15 protein-coding genes and 1 pseudogene are annotated in these 18,762 nt (G+C 36.2%); 5 read left to right on the top strand and 11 right to left on the bottom strand.

Going from position 1 to position 18,762, the window contains the following annotated elements; genetic code table 11:
* Nucleotides 1-8: 8 nt before the first annotated feature.
* Both CFK40_RS04960 and CFK40_RS04955 read right to left on the bottom strand, forming a co-directional pair.
* Nucleotides 9-1,754 (bottom strand): PrpR N-terminal domain-containing protein, encoded by a 1,746-nt coding sequence (locus CFK40_RS04960; protein WP_161493834.1) that lies wholly within the window; start codon nucleotides 1,752-1,754, stop codon nucleotides 9-11.
* Nucleotides 1,755-1,829: 75 nt separating this feature from the next.
* A complete protein-coding gene (locus CFK40_RS04955) occupies nucleotides 1,830-2,399 on the bottom strand; it encodes a hypothetical protein (protein ID WP_089531121.1) in 570 nt (189 codons plus the stop codon).
* A gap of 236 nt (nucleotides 2,400-2,635) precedes the next feature.
* On the opposite strand from CFK40_RS04955, the gene CFK40_RS04950 reads away from it, so the two are divergent.
* From CFK40_RS04950 to CFK40_RS04930, 5 genes are all read left to right on the top strand, one after another.
* Nucleotides 2,636-3,226, top strand: a complete 591-nt coding sequence (locus CFK40_RS04950; RefSeq protein ID WP_089531119.1) for a TetR/AcrR family transcriptional regulator — start codon at nucleotides 2,636-2,638, stop codon at nucleotides 3,224-3,226.
* 26 nt (nucleotides 3,227-3,252) lie between these two features.
* Nucleotides 3,253-4,590 carry a purine-cytosine permease family protein gene (locus tag CFK40_RS04945; protein WP_089531117.1) on the top strand — a complete coding sequence of 446 codons (1,338 nt, stop codon included), beginning with the start codon at nucleotides 3,253-3,255 and terminating at the stop codon, nucleotides 4,588-4,590.
* On the top strand, nucleotides 4,587-5,678 hold the full coding sequence (locus CFK40_RS04940) for an S-methyl thiohydantoin desulfurase family protein (protein ID WP_089531115.1): 1,092 nt from the start codon (nucleotides 4,587-4,589) through the stop codon (nucleotides 5,676-5,678). Before CFK40_RS04945 ends, CFK40_RS04940 begins: the two co-directional genes overlap by 4 nt.
* A 1-nt stretch (nucleotide 5,679) precedes the next feature.
* On the top strand, nucleotides 5,680-7,251 hold the full coding sequence (locus CFK40_RS04935) for a hydantoinase/oxoprolinase family protein (protein WP_089531113.1): 1,572 nt from the start codon (nucleotides 5,680-5,682) through the stop codon (nucleotides 7,249-7,251).
* Nucleotides 7,252-7,666: 415 nt separating this feature from the next.
* Nucleotides 7,667-8,560, top strand: coding sequence for a LysR family transcriptional regulator (locus CFK40_RS04930; protein ID WP_089531111.1), 894 nt, complete (start codon nucleotides 7,667-7,669; stop codon nucleotides 8,558-8,560).
* Nucleotides 8,561-8,567: 7 nt separating this feature from the next.
* Here the strand turns inward: CFK40_RS04930 and CFK40_RS04925 are convergent, their stop codons facing one another.
* The 9 genes and pseudogenes from CFK40_RS04925 to CFK40_RS04885 form a co-directional block, all read right to left on the bottom strand.
* A complete protein-coding gene (locus CFK40_RS04925; protein ID WP_227001865.1) occupies nucleotides 8,568-9,590 on the bottom strand; it encodes an ABC transporter ATP-binding protein in 1,023 nt (340 codons plus the stop codon).
* Nucleotides 9,574-10,572 carry an ABC transporter ATP-binding protein gene (locus CFK40_RS04920; RefSeq protein ID WP_089531109.1) on the bottom strand — a complete coding sequence of 333 codons (999 nt, stop codon included), beginning with the start codon at nucleotides 10,570-10,572 and terminating at the stop codon, nucleotides 9,574-9,576. Before CFK40_RS04920 ends, CFK40_RS04925 begins: the two co-directional genes overlap by 17 nt.
* Nucleotides 10,573-10,587: 15 nt before the next feature.
* Nucleotides 10,588-11,457, bottom strand: a complete 870-nt coding sequence (locus CFK40_RS04915; protein WP_405196584.1) for an ABC transporter permease — start codon at nucleotides 11,455-11,457, stop codon at nucleotides 10,588-10,590.
* An 84-nt stretch (nucleotides 11,458-11,541) separates the two neighbouring features.
* Entirely contained in the window at nucleotides 11,542-12,459 is a 918-nt protein-coding gene (locus CFK40_RS04910; RefSeq protein WP_089531106.1) for an ABC transporter permease, read from the bottom strand.
* An 86-nt stretch (nucleotides 12,460-12,545) separates the two neighbouring features.
* Complete coding sequence (locus tag CFK40_RS04905; RefSeq protein WP_089531104.1) at nucleotides 12,546-14,084, bottom strand: ABC transporter substrate-binding protein; 1,539 nt, start codon at nucleotides 14,082-14,084, stop codon at nucleotides 12,546-12,548.
* Between the two features lie 24 nt (nucleotides 14,085-14,108).
* Nucleotides 14,109-15,317 carry a M20 family metallopeptidase gene (locus CFK40_RS04900; RefSeq protein WP_089531103.1) on the bottom strand — a complete coding sequence of 403 codons (1,209 nt, stop codon included), beginning with the start codon at nucleotides 15,315-15,317 and terminating at the stop codon, nucleotides 14,109-14,111.
* Nucleotides 15,318-15,876: 559 nt separating this feature from the next.
* On the bottom strand, nucleotides 15,877-16,794 hold the full coding sequence (locus CFK40_RS04895) for an ROK family glucokinase (RefSeq protein WP_319418028.1): 918 nt from the start codon (nucleotides 16,792-16,794) through the stop codon (nucleotides 15,877-15,879).
* Nucleotides 16,795-16,939: 145 nt separating this feature from the next.
* A pseudogene (locus tag CFK40_RS04890) lies at nucleotides 16,940-17,164 on the bottom strand (glucosamine-6-phosphate deaminase); the annotation flags it as partial.
* 552 nt (nucleotides 17,165-17,716) lie between these two features.
* Nucleotides 17,717-18,745 (bottom strand): uroporphyrinogen decarboxylase family protein, encoded by a 1,029-nt coding sequence (locus CFK40_RS04885; RefSeq protein ID WP_089531101.1) that lies wholly within the window; start codon nucleotides 18,743-18,745, stop codon nucleotides 17,717-17,719.
* Nucleotides 18,746-18,762: the final 17 nt, after the last annotated feature.

Here is an 18,762-nt window from a genome sequence, read left to right as displayed (position 1 = left end):
AAATGAAATCATTGCTTCAACTTGCGCCATAACGTGGAACGATTAATACCCAACCTGGTTGCTGCTTTTGATTGATTATTCCCCTCTTCTTGCAATACCTGTTTTATTACTTTTTGTTCAATTTCTTGCAATGTTCCATCGAGTGATATGCGCTCATTTTTATCTTTATTCCGTTCATATTTACTCATTAATTCCTCGACGTGAGAAAGCTCTATGTAATTCGCTGTCGTCATCATACTTAATTCCTTAACCGCCTTTTTAAACTGCGATAGATTACCCAACCAATCAAACTGCATAAGATAGTTAGCTGCTTCTTGTTTCATCCCCACTGTTTCATCACCGTTTTCCGCATGAAATTCAGTTAAAAAGTAATCGACAAAAGCTCCAATATCTTCCTTCCTCTCTTGCAATGGTGAAAGATGTAAGGAGTATTTAGAAACTTTGTGATAAAGAATCTCATCAAATGTTCCTTCATACACGAGTTTATCCAGCGATTCTTTTGCAAGAACGATAACTTTCATCGTACTTGGTATATGATTTAGTAGGTTTTGAATGGAATCCTGTATTTCAAAAGGTATTGAATCTATATCTCTTAGGATAAGAGTGCCATGCTTTATAGCTAACAACTTTGATTGGATGTTATTTATTTCTGAGGTTTCATTTGTTAAGTGACTTCCCTCTATAACCATAATAGGTGCATCTTGCCCATATCTTTCAAAATGTATCTCTTGTGCAACCGTATATTTACCTGTCCCTGACTCCCCAATAATACACACTGAACCGTCCATGTGTGCATATTGTTGCACAGCCTCTCTTATACGTCTAGCCTGGTCACTTTCCCCAATAATCGGGATATGCACAGGATTGCCAATAATTTTAACAGCTTTAATATGTGTTTTAAGTACTGAAGAATGAATGTTTATCCCTACAATAGCCTCTGACTTACTTACCAAAAAGGCTTGTATTTCGTATATATTATTTTCACCTTCTAGTTCAGCCCATTGGTTCGTTTCATTTTCTAGAACTTTCTTGATTATCGTTGAAATAGTGGGTGACTTTACGATTTCATGACTCTGAATAGCTTGTTCGTACATTAAGTTTTTTTCAATTATTTCACCATCTTTATTAAGTAAAATAACTGGGAAAGGCATAGAATTGAAGGTCTCCTGAAAATAGTAAAATTGATTATTCACTCGACGAAAAAAGTTATATACTCGCTTTCCCTCTTCAAAAGCATCTGTAACTGCTTCTTTTCCGGAAGTAATTAAAACCCCGCGCAACCCGACCTGCTCAGCAACTTGAACAGTGATAACATCGCCAATTACCACAGAGTAACCTTGTTGTTTTAACTTCTCCAAGTGTCCTCTCACTTCATCCCTAGATTTAATCGTAATCATTTTTACATCAAATTCTAATATGTTGCATATAGTGGCTGCACCCTGAGAAATATTCGCAAAACCAACAAGAGCTACCCCTTTCTTAATTCCACGAATGAGAGTGAAAACACGTAACATATCATATCCGGTTATATCTATATGAACCACTGGTATCGAAACGACATCCTGAATCATAGTGGCAGTTCCACCACGACTAATGATTAACTCATACCCTTGTTTTTCCGCTAATTGCGCTACTCTAACGCCTTCTTCTAGGTTAGCTATCGTTACATCCAATTGAATGTCATCCGGTATATTCACTTTCTTAGCTGTTTCAGCTAGCCCTTGGTATGGTGCAATTAGAAGTACCTTTATCATTTCCCATCCCTCATTTGTTGCATATTTCAACAAATCTATTATTACATATTGAGGTTTTGATGTCATCTATACAGATTATTTTTCGGGGTCTGACCCCAATATATCTTTCATATTTTTTGCGAGTCCAAAGTATTCGATTGCTGCTGAGTAGGGTAGCTTTTCGTTGAGATTCCCATGTACAGCGCTATTTCTTAATCTTCTCAATTTATTCAGTATAACTTCAATTTCTGAACTAATTATTCCTTGCTCCTTAAGAAACTGAATACTTTGTAGAGGTGCTTCTATCTCTCCATCTTGGAACTCATGATTAATAGTTTGATTAATTGCTTCTTCAACCATTAACCAAGACATTGTAATAGAAGCAGACGGAGATATTTTTGCAACTTCAATAATTTCATTTTCTCTTTTATTAAAACTTTTATCTTGATTATTGTTAAGGGTGAAAACCGGTTTGGCTTTTTCAAGATTCTGTTTTGCCGCTTCAAGCTCTTCCGTAAATTCAATTGCAACATTGCTGTACGTTACCTTGTTGATATTATAGAGTAATTTTTGAAGAGGTTTTCTTAAAGTTATGATTATAACTATTATCACACTAGGCCAAGCAATAGATTTAATTATGGATGAAATGAATTCAAGAGTATTCAATGATTAACCCACCTTTTTGTTGATTCATATAATTATTCGACAAAAATAGAAAAAAACCTTTTTAAAGGTTAAATTGTATTGGTCGTTTATTAATTGTTTAACCCACAGCAACCATCAACACCCACACCCCAAAACAAAACCAAACATTCAACCTTCAGTGAATTATCAAAAAATACATTGACTTCTATATATTTAGCTTTTATAATTACCTAACAATCGTTAGGTGGTGAAAATAAATGAAAAATAAGCTGATCGATGCAGCTTTAAATCAGTATTCTATACACGGATATCACGGAGCAACAATGAGGAAAATTGCAACAGAGGTTGGAATAAAGCCTGCGTCCATTTACTTTTTTTATGAAAATAAGGAAACATTGTTTATCGCAGCATTTCAGCAACTACTAGATGATCATTTCAGGCAAATGGAGAGCGTTTTAAACAATAATAAAAACAGTCCTGTTAATCAAATTTTCTCTGCTTTGCTCCATGGTATTGTCGCTCATCATAAGGGAGATGAGCAGCGTACAACTGCATATATCTCCCTCGTTACATCACCTATACCAAAAATTAATGAACATCTGAATAATCATATGTTACACATCAATGATTGGCTTGTAGAATCACTGGGATCCTTCTTAAAAAAAAGCTACCCGCTGATGTCATCATGCGAGGTGGATCGTGTAATTAAGCAATGGGTTCTCATCGGGAATGGTGTTTTTTGGGGGATAAAATTGTATGAAGGCAAGGATTTTACCGAGCAGGTAGAATTGGCTGATCAAATGATTCATACCTTATTTCTGGAGCTTGAAGAAAAATACACCAAATAATAGTAAAAAGTTGGGAGGAATAGAAAATGAAAAATCGATTTAGTCTAGTTAAAGATTATGAACTTGAACCGGTACCACAAGATAAACGAAAAGGATGGTTGAAACTATCATTTGTCTGGATGGGAGCAATTGTAGCATTATCGGCTATTGTTCTAGGAGGAGCATTGGGTGCTGGATTATCGTTTTCACAAGCCATTATTGCTTCATTTGTCGGTTCATTCGTTTTGGCAGTACTTAGTGCGCTATGCTGTGTTGTGGGAGCGAAGACAGGTTTGCCAACAGCTCTCGTTTCTAGATTTGCCTTAGGTAAGTACGGATCTTATGCGGTTTCAATCATTATTGCAATTGCCTTATTTGGATGGTTTGGCGTTCAGCTTGATTTATTCGGAGCAAGCTTACACAATATTTTAATTGATGGTTTAAGTATTAATATTCCCCCACTAATTCTAGTTCTCATTGGTGGACTATTAATGACTACAACAGCATTTATCGGGTATAAAGCAATTGAAAAATTAAGTTTACTAGCAGTACCTCTTTTGGCAATCTTATTAATTAGTTCTCTAATAAAAGTAATGAATAGTACTAACTTTGAGGAAGTAATTAAAGCACCTATTATTGGGGACCCACTAACACTTGGAACTGCAATATCGTTGATCATTGGTTCACTAGCAATAGGCGCCATTATCGGACCGGATATTTCCCGATATGCACATTCTACTAAAGATGCAATCATCTCATCTTTCATGGCATATTTTGTAGGGTTTAGTATTGTTTTAATTATTGCTGTAGTTCTAGCAAAAGCAACAACTCAAGTTGATATCGTTGAGATTATGCTAGGCCTCGGTTGGGGAACGGCTGCACTGCTCGTTTTAATACTAGCGCAGTGGACAACAAATGATAACAATCTATATTCTTCCGCACTTGGATTTTCAGTGATTTTCCAGAAAGTCCCTAAGTCCATATTAACGGTTATAGCCGGTTTTATCGGCACGGGAATGGCAGTCGCTGGTATATATGACAATTTTATTCCTTTCTTGAATTTTTTAAGTGCATTAATCCCACCTATTGGAGGAATATATGTTGCAGACTTCATGGTAAACCGTAAAAAATATAGTTTTGAAAAGCTCGGAGAAACAAAAAATGTGGAAATAGTCGGTATTAATGTATGGGTAATAGCTGCACTGGTAGCATTTATGACTATACCTGCCCCAAATGGATTTGGTTTGTTTACGCTAACAGGAGCATCGGGCCTTGACGCATTTCTAGTTGCTTTCGGACTACAACTTATCTTGGGAAAACTAATTAATCGTACGAATAAGGAATCGATTACGAAACCAAACACAAAAGGAGGAAAAGTTTCATGAGATTAATAGGCAAGCAAGAAATAGAAGATATCGCAATTGGTGCTGCTCTTTTAGGTACCGGTGGTGGCGGTGATCCATATATAGGTAAATTAATGGCATTACAAGCTATTGAAGAAAATGGACCTATTAAATTATTATCCGTTGATGAAGTACCTGACGATGCACTTGTGGTTCCATCCGCAATGATGGGAGCGCCAACTGTTATGATTGAAAAAATACCAAGTGGTGAAGAAGCGATTGGTGCCTTTAAAGCATTACAGACGTACATGGGTAAAGAAATTTATGCAACCATGCCTATCGAAGCAGGTGGCGTAAATTCATTATTACCTTTTGTCTTAGCTGCACAGTTAGGTTTGCCTGTTATCGATGCGGATGGAATGGGCAGAGCTTTTCCTGAACTACAAATGGTAACTTTTTATTTAGACGGCGTATCAGCTACACCAATGGTTCTAGCGGATGAAAAAGGAAATAATACGGTACTTAATACCATAAACAATGTATGGGCAGAGCGAATTGCTCGTAGTGCGACCATCGAAATGGGTGGATCTGTCATGCTTTCCATTTATCCAATGGACGGAAAAACAGTAAAACAAAGCGCTATTCACAATATCCTGCAACTGGAAGAAAAAATAGGCCAAACCATTCGTGAAGCTAAACTGAATAACTATGATGCAGTTTCCGAAGTGTTAAAGCTTACGAACGGGTACACATTGTTCAAAGGAAAAGTAACCGACATCGACCGTAAAACGGAAACCGGCTTTGCACGTGGTATAGCTACAATCGAAGGAATGGAAAACTATCAAAATGAAGAACTATACCTAAAATTTCAAAACGAACATTTACTAGCGGAAACGAAAGAAAAAACGTTATGCATGACACCAGATCTAATTGCTGTACTGGATTCGGATACTGGAATGCCAATTACTACAGAAGGCTTGCGATACGGGGCTCGTTGTGTCGTTGTAGGATTGCCTTGCGACGCTAAATGGCGTACTGAAAAAGGTATTGAAGCAACTGGCCCCCGATATTTCGGTTATGATATCGACTTCGTTCCAGTTGAAGAACTTATAAACAAGGGGGAAGAATAAAATGACAAGCTATCGAATTGGAATTGACGTAGGTGGAACACATACAGATGCAGTCGTTTTAGATGAGGCATATAACGTTATTGCGGAAACGAAAACTCCTACTTCTGCTGATGTGAGCAGCGGAATATATAACGCATTAAAAGAAGTAGTAGCTTCTTCTAATGTCCCTGCTCGAGATATCGATTATGCGATGCTCGGTACAACGCATTGTACAAATGCAATCGTCGAGCGAAAACGTCTTAATAAAATTGCAGTTATACGTATTGGAGCACCTGCTACACTAGCGATAAAACCACTAGTAGGAGTGCCAGAAGATCTTAAGGCTATTTTAGGAAAACATATGTATATTGTACGGGGTGGCCATGAATTTGATGGTCGTGAAATCATCGAACTTGATGAGTCGGATATATACCGAATTGCAAATGAAGTGAAAGGAAAAGTAGATTCCATCGCTGTAACATCTGTTTTCTCTCCTGTAACAAATGAGCATGAACAGCGCACATCTGAAATATTACAAGAAGTTCTTGGTGATGAAGTAGCTATTTCTTTATCTAGCGAAATTGGAAATGTCGGGCTTCTAGAAAGAGAAAATGCAACCATTTTGAATGCAGCAATCGTAAATGTTGCAAGAACAACTGCAAATGGATTTGTAAATGCATTGAAAGAAGAAGGCATTCATGCGAAAGTCTTTTTCGGTCAAAATGATGGAACACTTATGTCAGTTGAATATACGGTACGATATCCAATCCTAACCATTGCTTGTGGGCCAACAAACAGTTTGCGTGGAGCATCTTATTTAACAAATATATCGGACGCGCTAGTTATTGATGTAGGTGGAACAACAACCGATATTGGCGTTCTAACAAATTCATTTCCGCGTCAATCATCACTAGCTGTAGAAATCGGTGGGGTTCGTACAAATTTTCGTATGCCAGATATTATGTCTGTAGGCCTTGGTGGCGGTACCATTATCCAACTTGACGAAGATAATACATTTCAAATTGGTCCAGGCAGCGTTGGCTATCGACTAACAGAAGAAGCACTTATTTTTGGTGGTAACACGTTAACTACCACTGACATTGTTGTTGCATTAGGAAAAGCAGACCTTGGCGATGCATCAAGAGTATCCCACTTGGATACTGATTTGTTAGAAAAAATATACGCAAAAATGGTGAATAGGCTTGAAGAAGCACTAGATAAAATGAAAACAAGTGCAGAACCAATACCAGTTATCTTAGTTGGTGGTGGAAGTATTTTGCTTCCTGATACACTAAAAGGGGCTTCCGAGGTCATTTGCCCGAATAACTTTGGGGTAGCAAATGCCATTGGATCAGCTATTTCTCAAGTAAGTGGTCAAATTGAGAAAATCTTTTCAATGGATGAACTTGGCCGAGATAAAACAATAGAAAAAGCGAAAAACATGGCACAGGAAGAAGCAATTATAGCAGGTGCTGACCCAGACGATCTAGTAATTGTTGACCTAGAAGATGTTCCTCTCGCATACCTAACTGGCAATGCCACTAGAATTCGAGTAAAAGCAGCCGGTTCGTTAAAGAAAACTACTTTGGCTTAAAATAGATCAGTAGGAGGCAATTTGAATTGTGCTCCTGCTGATTTTTTGTTTGTTACAGTAGCTTCAATTTCGAAATTTATAAGTCCTTTTACAGATTTGTAATTAATAATTTATAAAAAAGTAGTTAAAAAAGTGAAACTGTTATTGAAAGTGGTTTATTTCGTGAACTTTGGCTGACAGCCTAATATATTGAGAAGTGAAATCAGGCACCCCGAGTTAGCTTAAATTTTATCTTGAATATAATAATTATAATATTATGATATAATTTTAATAATTGGCGAGGACTTTCTGATTAATCCTATACCTTGTTTGACAAGAATCTTATTGTCTTATTAAACAGAAGAACCTTAATGGTTAAGTTCAAAGACTAATTCATTTAGCCAACCCACATATTTAATGGAGGAGTGATTGGACAGTGAAAGAACAAGATTGCTTATTATTAGTCACTCTTCATGAAGAACAGAATATGACCAATGCAGCTGATCGTTTATATCTTTCTCAACCCGCCATATCCTATAGACTACGGCAAATCGAAAAAGAGTATACCATTAAGATTATTAATCGAGAAGGAAACAAAATTCGTTTCACACCTGAAGGGGAGTACTTGGTAGAATTCTCCAAAAACACTCTTCTTGAATTAAGTAAAATGAAGGATTATATTAAAACGATTAAAAATGATACGCAAGGCCGTCTACGTATTGGTGTCTCAAGTAATTTTGCATTGTATAAGCTTCCGCCGCTGGTGAGGAAATTTCTTGAATTACATCCAAAAGTACAAGTTAAAGTTAATACTGGATGGAGTTCCGAGATTGTACAATTGCTAGAGAAAAACGAAATACAAATTGGTATTATTACAGGTAATTATAAATGGCTTGAAAAAAAAGTCCTTCTGAACCAAGATCCTATATCAATTATTTCAAAAAAGCCAATTAATTTAAAAGAGTTGCCATTCTTACCGATGATTTCTTATCAACCGAACAACTTAATTAGGAAAACACAAAAGCCAGCGAATCCATTATCTGAACTGATTGAGAACTGGTGGCAGGAAAAATTCAAATCCCCTCCTATGACAAGTATGGAAGTTGATAAGGTGGAAACATGTAAAGAAATGGTCCAAAATAACCTAGGATATTCTATCATTCCGAAATCGTGTTTGACTAATAATGACTCTTTTTACTCATATGATTTAAAAATGGAAAACAATCAATTAATCTACCGGAAAACTTGGTTAATCTTCAGAGAATCTTCACTCCAATTAACTACTGTAAATGATTTTGCAGAACATATGAAAAGAGCCATGCGTTCATGACTCTTTTCTATGGTTCTAGTAAAGGATAATGACAAGCTACTAAATGCCCGGTATCTTTTTCTGTAAGAGATGGAACCTCCTCTTTACATTTATCCGTAGCATAAGGACACCTGGTATGAAACTTACAACCCTTAGGTGGATTTACCGGACTAGGAATATCTCCTTCCATATATTCTTCTTTTCTATCTGATCTCATACTTGGATCGGAAATGGGTTGTGAAGATAAGAGCCCAGCAGTATATGGATGCATAGGCTGTTTAAATAACTGCTCTTTTGTTGTTAATTCAACAATATTCCCTAGATACATAACACCAATGCGATCACTGATATGTTTGACCGCGGGCAGTCCGTGTGCAATAAAAATAAAAGTTAAATTATGCCTTTTTTGTAGGGTAGATAGTAAGTTCAATATCTGCGATTGAATAGATACATCTAATGCAGACACTGGTTCATCACAGACAATTAATTTAGGTTTTAAAGTTAATGCTCGCGCTATCCCTATCCTCTGCCTTTGTCCTCCACTAAATTCATGTGGAAACCGATTAGAATATGAGGTATCTAAACCTACATCCTCCATTAATTCAAACACTCGCTTTTTTAAGTTATCTTTGTTTATAACTTTATGTGTAATTAGAGGTTCTGCAATTATATCAAAAACGCGCATCCGAGGATTTAGGGAAGAAAAAGGGTCTTGAAAAATCATTTGGAAGTCAGAACGTCTATTTTTCAAATCCTTTTCCTTCATTGAAGATATATTTGTATCCTCAAAAAATATGTTCCCTTCAGTAGGTTTTAATAAGCCCATAATTAGATTCCCCAAGGTAGATTTACCACATCCCGATTCACCAACTATTCCTAGTGTCTCACCTTGGTTAACTGTTAAACTTACACCATCTACAGCTTTCAGGTATTCTTTGTTCTTTTTTAAAAGATATCCACCGACATCAAAATGCTTCTTTACATTTTCTAATTTTAGTAATTGAGTCATCGCAATTTTTGGATCTGCATTTTTATTAATAGTTTCCTGCATGTGTCATATCCTCCCCTGCTTCTTCATAAAGCCAACATCTGACCTTAGAGGAATTACTGAAATCTTTTAAAGCCGGCATGTCTTTCCTACAAATATCCTTTGCTACCGGACACCTTGGATGAAAATAACATCCACTAGGTTTATTCGACGGGGAAGGTACATTCCCCTGAATAGATTCGAGATCTTCTTCATCTTCATTAAGTTTTGGGGTACTACTTAAAAGTCCCTTAGTATATGGGTGTTTAGGTTCTGAAAATAACGTATAGACATCTGTTTCTTCTACAACCTGACCTGCATACATGACAATTACCCTATCTGCCAATTCAGCAACAACACCTAAATCATGTGTTATTAATAAGATGGATGTTTGAAAGTCAGAACTTAGATTTTTCATTAACCTTAAAATTTGGGCTTGTATGGTTACATCTAACGCAGTAGTTGGTTCGTCAGCTATTAGAAGTTTCGGATTACAAGATAAAGACATTGCAATCATTACACGCTGTCTCATACCACCGCTTAATTCATGGGGGTAAGACTTATAAACTTGTTCAGCCCTCGGAATACCCACCTTTGTTAACATTTGAATGCTTTGTAACTTAGCTTTACCTTTGGATAACCCTTGGTGCAGAATTAAAGTTTCCGAAAGTTGCTTACCAATTTTAATAACGGGATTTAAAGAAGACAATGGATCTTGGAAAATCATCGAAATATCATTACCCCTAATAGATCTCATATGTTTTTCCTTCACCTTTGTTAAATCCTGTCCCTCAAATAATACCTGACCACTCACAATTTTTCCTGGTGAATCAAGCAATCTCATTATTGAATAAGAAGTTACACTTTTTCCACAGCCTGATTCACCAACAATCGCTGTTGTTTGCCCTTTATTTATTGAAAAAGAAACACCGTCAACCGATGGAATTATTCCATTGTCAGTAAAAAAGTGTGTCTTTAAGTCATTTACCTCTAGTAGCTTAGTCATGAAAAACTCCTCCTTTTAAGATTTCACTCTACTAGATCTAGGGTCTAGCAAGTCTCGCAACCACTCTCCTAAGAATATAATACCTAGAACGGTCAATGTTATTGCTATCCCGGGAAACGTCGATAACCACCAACTTGTGGCTAAATATTCTCTTCCCTCACTTAACATTATCCCCCATGAAATAGTTGGTGGCTGGATACCCAATCCTAAAAAACTTAGTGATGATTCCGTAATTATCGCTGAAGCAACACTTAAAGTAGAAATAACAATTACAGATGAAACCACATTAGGAAAAATGTGACGAGTAATAATTTTGAAATCCGAAACACCCATTGTCCTAGCTGCTTTTACATACTCCCGTTCACGTATGCTCAACGTCTCACTTCTAACCAATCTCGCATACATTACCCAACTTGTAATACCTATTACGAAAATCAATGTAGCTATTCCAGGATTTAATACTGTTAGAAATACTAAACAAAACAAGATAGTTGGAACAGATAAAAAAGAATCTACTAATCTCATTACTATATTATCAACTAATCCTCCATAATACCCCGCTATAAGACCGAATAGTACACCTATGAATCCTGCCAGAACAACCGAAAGTATACCAACAATAATAGATATTCGAGAACCATAAATGAGCCTACTTAACATATCACGGCCAAGATTGTCCGTCCCAAGAATATGTGCAAAACTGCCCCCATCTATCCAAAACGGTGGTATTAACATTTCAGTCACATTAATTTTATATGGATTATAAGGAGCTAGTAAAGGTGCAAACGCAGCCATTAAACAGATACTTATAACAATAATAAAACCAACAGTGCCGGTTTTACTCTTCCACAATTTTTTGAGCGTCGATATAAAAATGCTTTTCATTTCCGAGTGTCTTTTCTTACCTGCAATTTGATAAGGAGATAGTTCCGCCTGATTACTTTTTTCCATCTGCTCACCCCCCTCTTTCTAATTAAATTTTATTCTTGGATCTAAGACACGATATAGTACATCAGTTAGTAAATTAATTAAGATAATCATTATTGCAGTAACAAAAACAGTAGCTTGAATGATTGGTAGATCTTTTTCATAAACAGCTTGAATAATTAATTGACCTAATCCGGGCCATGCAAAAATCATTTCTGTGATTAAAGATCCACCGACTAAGGCCGCCGCTTGAAGAAAAGTAATTGTTATTACTGGCACTAATGAATTCTTAAAAGCGTGTCTAAAAATAACAACCCCATTTTTCAGACCTTTGCTACGGGCAGTTCTGATATAATCTTGAGACAATATCTCCAGCATATTCGAGCGCACAAGCCTGGTAATTTCAGCCGACATAGCAGTTCCTAAGGTTATTGCTGGTAGAATAATATGCGCCCAACTCCCTGTGCCGGATACCGGCAAAATTTGGTAATTAACAGCAAATATTAATATTAACATGATACCCAACCAAAAATTTGGAATTGCCTTTCCTAAAACGGATAGCCCTGTTGCAAAAAGATCAATGAACGTATTCGGTCTTATTGCGGACCAAACGCCAAGAGGTATAGCAATTATAACTGCAAAAATCATAGAAACAGCGGCTAATTGTAGTGTAGCTGGTAGCCTTTCCAACACAAGAGATAAGGCCGGCTCACCATATTGATAAGATTCTCCAAAATCGCCTCTTAAAAGATCCATAATATAATGGCCAAATTGCACATAAAAGGGTTGGTCAAATCCCAAAGCATGTCTTAATTGACCGATCTCTTGTGGAGTTGCATCCGCTGGTAGCATCATTAAAACAGGGTCACCTGCAACATAAACAAGAACAAAAATCATTAGTGTTATGATGAAAAGTACAGGAGGAACCTGGAGTAACCGTATTAAAAAATATTTCCACACTTTTACCCTCTCCCTCTACATAAAAAAAGTTATTGTTGTATCCTAGTTAAATCAAACAGAAGAGAGGGAGACTAACCCCTCTTCTATTATTTTTTTTCAATATCTGGGATATATATCAATTCATCCAATCTCGGTTGAAATTCAATATCTTCCTTCACCCCAAAATATTGATTGAGTTGAAACAGAGGTAAAATTGGCTTTTCCTCATTGGCGATTTGCTGAACACGTTGATACATTTTTATACGTTCTTTCTCATTTGTAGATACTGCAGCAGCGGCTAATAGCTCATCCACCTCTTCATTACTATAACCATTAATTGTCGCTGCTCGTTCCGAACTATAGTAATCTAACGATTGGCCTGCATCAAAGAACGAAGCACCCAAGGCAATTAAATAACCATCACCAAACTTTTTTTGTTCCCTTAATTCTACAAATGGACCCCATTTTAGAATGTTCATTTCAACATTAATGTCGACCTTAGCCAACATACCTGCTATTAACTGCATAACTTCTCTATCCTGTAGATACCTACCAGATGGTCCAGCAAGTTTTATCGATAAACCATCTTCATACCCTGCCTCTTTTAATAACTGTTTGGCCTTTTCAATATCATAGTTATATTTACCATATAGCGCTTCTTCTACCCCCAAATTACCTGGATTAACACGAGTGAGCGTTGGTGTTCCTCCACCATTCATTAGACTATCAACTATTGCTTTATCATTGATCGCATAATCAATTGCTTCTCTAACTTTGATATCTGAGGTTGGCCACTCTTCCCCAGTTCTTAAAAAAAGTAAATACGTACGATTAGAGGGGCCGCTAACTAGTTTACTAACGTCAGACTTTTTTACTTGCTCCCAATCACTTGGAGGAATATTAGCTGCAATATCAATGTTTCCAGAGAGCAATTCCGCTACCCTTGTAGTACTTTCAGGTATTGCCCTAAAAACTACTTTATCCCAATCAGTAACTTTTTTCCCGAAGTACTCATCATATGGTTCCAATACAACACGGTTATCTCTTTTCCATTCTACAAATTTTAAAGGGCCAGAACCTATAGGGTTTTCGTTAAAATAATCCCAGCCATTTTCTTCAATATAATCTTTTGGTAATATCCCTGAAGCTTGCCTTGAAATTCTACTTATAAGCATTGGATCAGGAGCATCAGTAATGATCTGAAATTTAAAGTCATCTATTACTTTTATTTCTTTTATCGCATTATAGTCACCGTTACTGCGTAAACTTTCATCCTTAGCAACTCTTTCAAGGGTGAATTTAACATCCTCTGCCGTTAAAGCTTCTCCATTATGAAATTTCACACCATCATTTAGGATAAATTCATATGTTGTATCATTAACTTTCTTCCAACTCTTTGCTAAGTGCGGCTGAATTTCCCCTTCTTGATTTCTCATTAAAAGGTAATCAAATACATTTACATGGATTGCTTCTGTCGAGGTAGTAGTATGATTGTGAATGTCCCAGGTCATTAAATCAGGCCCTAAAGAAATAGTTAGGGTTTCACCTTCCCCGGAAGATTCTTCAGACTGGCTAGTTGTACAACCAGATACAAGAAATATTGAAGCTAGTACTACCAAATAAAGAGAAGCACGTTTGAATCTCATAAAATCCCTCCAATTTTTTAATTACTAATTTACTGATGAAAGCTTTTCATTATCTAGCGGTAATTGGCGCTTAGCCCTATTAAATTCATCTTTTACTTTTTGTAATAGATCTGGAGATGTAATTAAATCTAAGCATGTTCCACCCAAGGTTTTGGCTGCGGCAATAATTGCTTCATCTCCATCCTTGCTTTTGGATGCCTTTACCCACTCTTCAGTATGATTTGAGGTTCCATATGGTACAAAGGCTATTCGAATACATGAACCTGGCACGCGATGAGTTACAATACTAAAGTCTGTAGATCCAGTTTTCTCGCGGGGTGGGGTTATATTTTTTGCGCCAGATAAATCTGCATTACTTAAAAGAACATCATTTAAACTTTGAACATTTAATTTGCTTTCCAACGATTTTCCGATATGGACATTCACCTGTGTTCCTGTGGCAAGCGCTGCACCCTTTACTACATTTATTGCCCGTTCAACAACCTTATCCAAATAATGGCGATCCGCTGCACGAATTGAAAACTTTGCGACTGCTCTTTTCGGTACAATATTTGGTGCCATTCCGCCTTCTGTAATAATTCCATGGATGCGGACATCAGAGCGAACATGCTCCCTTAAATATTCCATCCCATTAAATGTCATCAGTACACCATCTAATGCACTAACCCCTTGTTCAGGAGCAACTGCTGCATGTGACTCCTTCCCAATAAATTCAAATTCAAAGTTGTCAACCGCTAAACATTTCCCATCAACTGTTGTTCGATCACCACCATGCATCATTAAAGCTACATCCAAATGATCAAAATATCCCTTCTTCGTCATTGGTATCTTCCCGCTTGTCGACTCCTCAGCTGGAGTTCCTATGATTTGTATAGTTGCAGGCTTTTCTCCCAATAATCTCGATACAGCAATTGCCGCTCCAATGACAGATGCTGATTGTAAGTTGTGACCACAACCATGACCAAGTTCTTTTAATGCATCATACTCACATAACAATCCGATTACAGGTCCACCCGTTCCATTTTGGTAAGTTGCTTTAAAAGCTGTATCTAACCCTGCAATACCTTTTTCAATTTCGAAGTTGTACTTTTTTAATGTATTTGTAATTTTTTCAACTGCTTTGTACTCTAGGTTACCTAGTTCAGGATTAGAATAGATGTAATCACTCACATCAATTAAGACATCACGTAAACTATCTATCCTATCAAATAGATCTTTTTTTACTTCTTTCATAATGAACACTCCAATACTATTCAGTTCAAACTTACTGGCAACGCTTTCTTATCTGATGACGTTAAACCGTTAACGGTAAGTAAATCTTACATCAGGATTCACTATTAGTAAAATTAAAAAAATTTTGATAGCCAATAAAATTTTTAAATGACCTTTTTGTATACCGCCACTTCTAGAGGGAACTTTCATAAACCCATTTCCTCTAATTCCCTATAAGTCCGCTTAAAAGTGATCCCCTTATTCCAACTTCCTTACCAATTTTGACTCATTAACAGTAAGGGATTCTCTTCAACCAAGTAGGTTATTGATATCTGTTAGGGTAATCTTGTGTACGGATATTGACTTCAAATCAATTTTACAGTGAAGGAGGCTTAGTAGTTCAGACTGTTTGTAATAAATAGTCTGAACTAGGTGTAAATTAAAAAAAGCACCTCATTTCCTAATAAGGCGCCCCTGATACATATTCTTCCGAAATCCTTTAAGTTGTTTCAATAAATATGGATCGGCTTCATCCAAATCTAGATTTTTCATTATGCTTCTTTTTGCTTATTATCTTTGTTTATAAGTTTTGTAGCTTTTGTTTGACAAGATATGCCGCTCCAATAACCCCTGCCTCATTGCCTAATTGAGCGATTTTCACTTCACATACATCACTAATTCTAGTTAAACTATATTTTTGAAAGTATTTAGTTATGAGGTGAAGTACCTGATCCCCAGCCTTTGATAACCCACCACCGATAAGAACTTTTGTTGGATTAATTATTGTAGCTGTGTTTGCAATGATCAATCCAAGAACATCAGCAGTTCGATTAATTTTATTCTTACAGGTCACATCTCCTTTACTTGCTAAATAAAAAATATCTTTAGCATCAATATTCCCATTCCTATAATAATAGTTAGCCAAAGTACTGGTAGGATCCTCTTCAATCTTATCAAGGGCTTGATGAACAATTCCAGTTGCCGAAGCAACCGTATCTAGACACCCAATACGACCACAATTACATGGATATCCGTTTGGATCGACGATAATATGACCAACCTCCCCAGCTGTACCATTGAAACCATTTAAAATTACCCCGTTAGCTATAATACCACCTCCAACTCCAGTACCAAGTGTAACCGCAATAATATCTCTTTCTTGATTTCCCGCTCCCTTCCAGTTCTCACCTAAAACTGCTAAATTTGCATCATTTTCAACAAAGACTGGTAATCCTGAACGATCTTTTAGTAGATCGGCTAGTTCAAAGTTTTCCCAACCAATATTTACTGCTTCGTAAACCATTCCAGTTTTTTCATTAACAAATCCAGGGGCGCCAACATCTATACCTAAAATTTTATTTTTTTCAATTGGTAATTTGGCTAAGTTATTAGTGATGGAATTCCAGATATCGTCCACAATATATATACCATTATCTTTTTTATTAGTAGGTGTCTCCCATTTATTAATAATATCCCCGCCTTCATTTAGTAGTTCCACCTATATCTAAACCAATAATAATATCATTCATAATTATTTTCTCCTTTTAAAATTTATGCACCAATCTATTTATCTCTCAAGAATTAAATCAAAAAAAATAGCCTGCCGATAAATGCTATCTTAAACAGGCTTAGAAAAATAAAAATTATTTGTATTTAGCTTGTAATAATGAGGCTGCTGCATCATCCATAATAAACGTAACATTGGGATGAGCTCGCAATATAAATGCAGGGCAATCTTCATTAATTGGTCCCTCAATAGTTCCTTTAACAGCCTTAGCCTTTCTTTCACCCGAAGAATCTACAAGAATATGTTTTGCTTCCATTATATCCGCTAAGCCCATTGTAAGCATTTGTATAGGCGCTTCTTCAACTCCTCAATTACACTTAACCGGTTCTACAAAAACCTCCCTTTAGTATCAGTAGTCCTCTCGCATACCTAACTGGCAATGCCACTAGAATTCGAGTAAAAGCAGCCGGTTCGTTAAAGAAAACTACTTTGGCTTAAAATAGATCAGTAGGAGACAATTTGAATTGTGCTCCTGCTGATTTTTTTACAGTACGCTAAGACCTTCGCAATTCAATTTTGTGTGGGTCCTATTTTTTATAACTTTACTTTTATAGTTAATCATAGAAAACAAATCCAACGAACGACTAGGTGTTTCTTAAGGTTCTCCTCTTTTTGAGTGTCAGTGTTCGGGGTTGCAGCTAGATGTCACTTCATATAAAAACGAATTCAATTAAACGTGAACTTGTTTTTATATGAAAGAAAGAAATTAAGTTTTTCATTTTATGAACGAATAGTTTGAGAAGGAATGATAGTAGTAGAATGGTTACCTGATTAACCAAGAATAGGTAGGTTATTGTTGTTGTAATTGGTATTTTGTTATAAAGGGTTAGATAGAAGAATAGAAAGTGTGTTTTTAATGATGAGGTTTATGTAAAACCTCACTAGTATCTTTTGACTCAGTCAGACTTATAATTTGATCTTTTGTTCCAGTAATCGCTTCCCTATGTACGGGATAACGTATAACACAATCCGGGGATAGAATAAGTTTCAATTTGTTGCACTTCTTGCTGATTTCTTTAATTTGAGTCTTGAGGTTCTCTACATCACATTTTGTAATTAAACTTCTTTGCAACCCCCCTACAATAACTTTATCAGTTTCTTGAAAAAAATGTTCAACTGTAGGAGGACTATCCCATATATGCCAATTGATTGCCTGTACAGGGTAATCTTTTACTTTATCAAACAATATTTTCTCACCGTGTAGATGCATGACGTTAAACCATGAATCATTTTTTATCGCATTTAAACATTTTAAATCATAGGGTCGGCCAAATTCACTATATTGTTTTTCTGTCATATATAATTCAGAAGCAAGTTGATTTGCAAAAAATACACCAGCACACCCCCTTTTTAATGCTTCTTTTGCAAATCTAATCGTAACTTCTGTAATAGTTTGTAATCCTTCTTTTAACGCATCCGGGCTATTCTCTATATATGGTTGTATGGAATTACATATCTTACTAGCTGTTGTTAACGGGGAGAATATAGTGAATATGACTGGTCTATCATTATTGACTTTTTTCACTAAATAATCTAAAGACTTAAGTTCTCTTCCAAGTGGTCCAGAGGTAACATCTAATTGTTTCAAATTGCACCAATCATCTTCTCTATCAATAGCAAATTTTGTGACTTTTGCTACCCCACCTTGTCTAATGTGACTATAGTCACATTCACATGACCAAGCTTCAGCCATATACATACCATTTGGCATATTCTTAATAAAATCTACTTCAAATTCTTTACAAAATTCATAAGTTGCATTTGCTAGTTTATAAGGATCCAAATCAATGGTAGGAAAGTGTGTCCAAAAGCTGTATGGTAAACGATCTACCTGCTTGCCTTGCAAGGTTGCTTTTATTCTCTCTGTATGTGATAATTTCATATTAATTTACTTTCCCC

The organism is Virgibacillus necropolis (assembly GCF_002224365.1).
Classification (GTDB): Bacteria; Bacillota; Bacilli; order Bacillales; family Amphibacillaceae; genus Virgibacillus_F; species Virgibacillus_F necropolis.
This window is presented reverse-complemented; position numbering and strand designations above follow the sequence as displayed.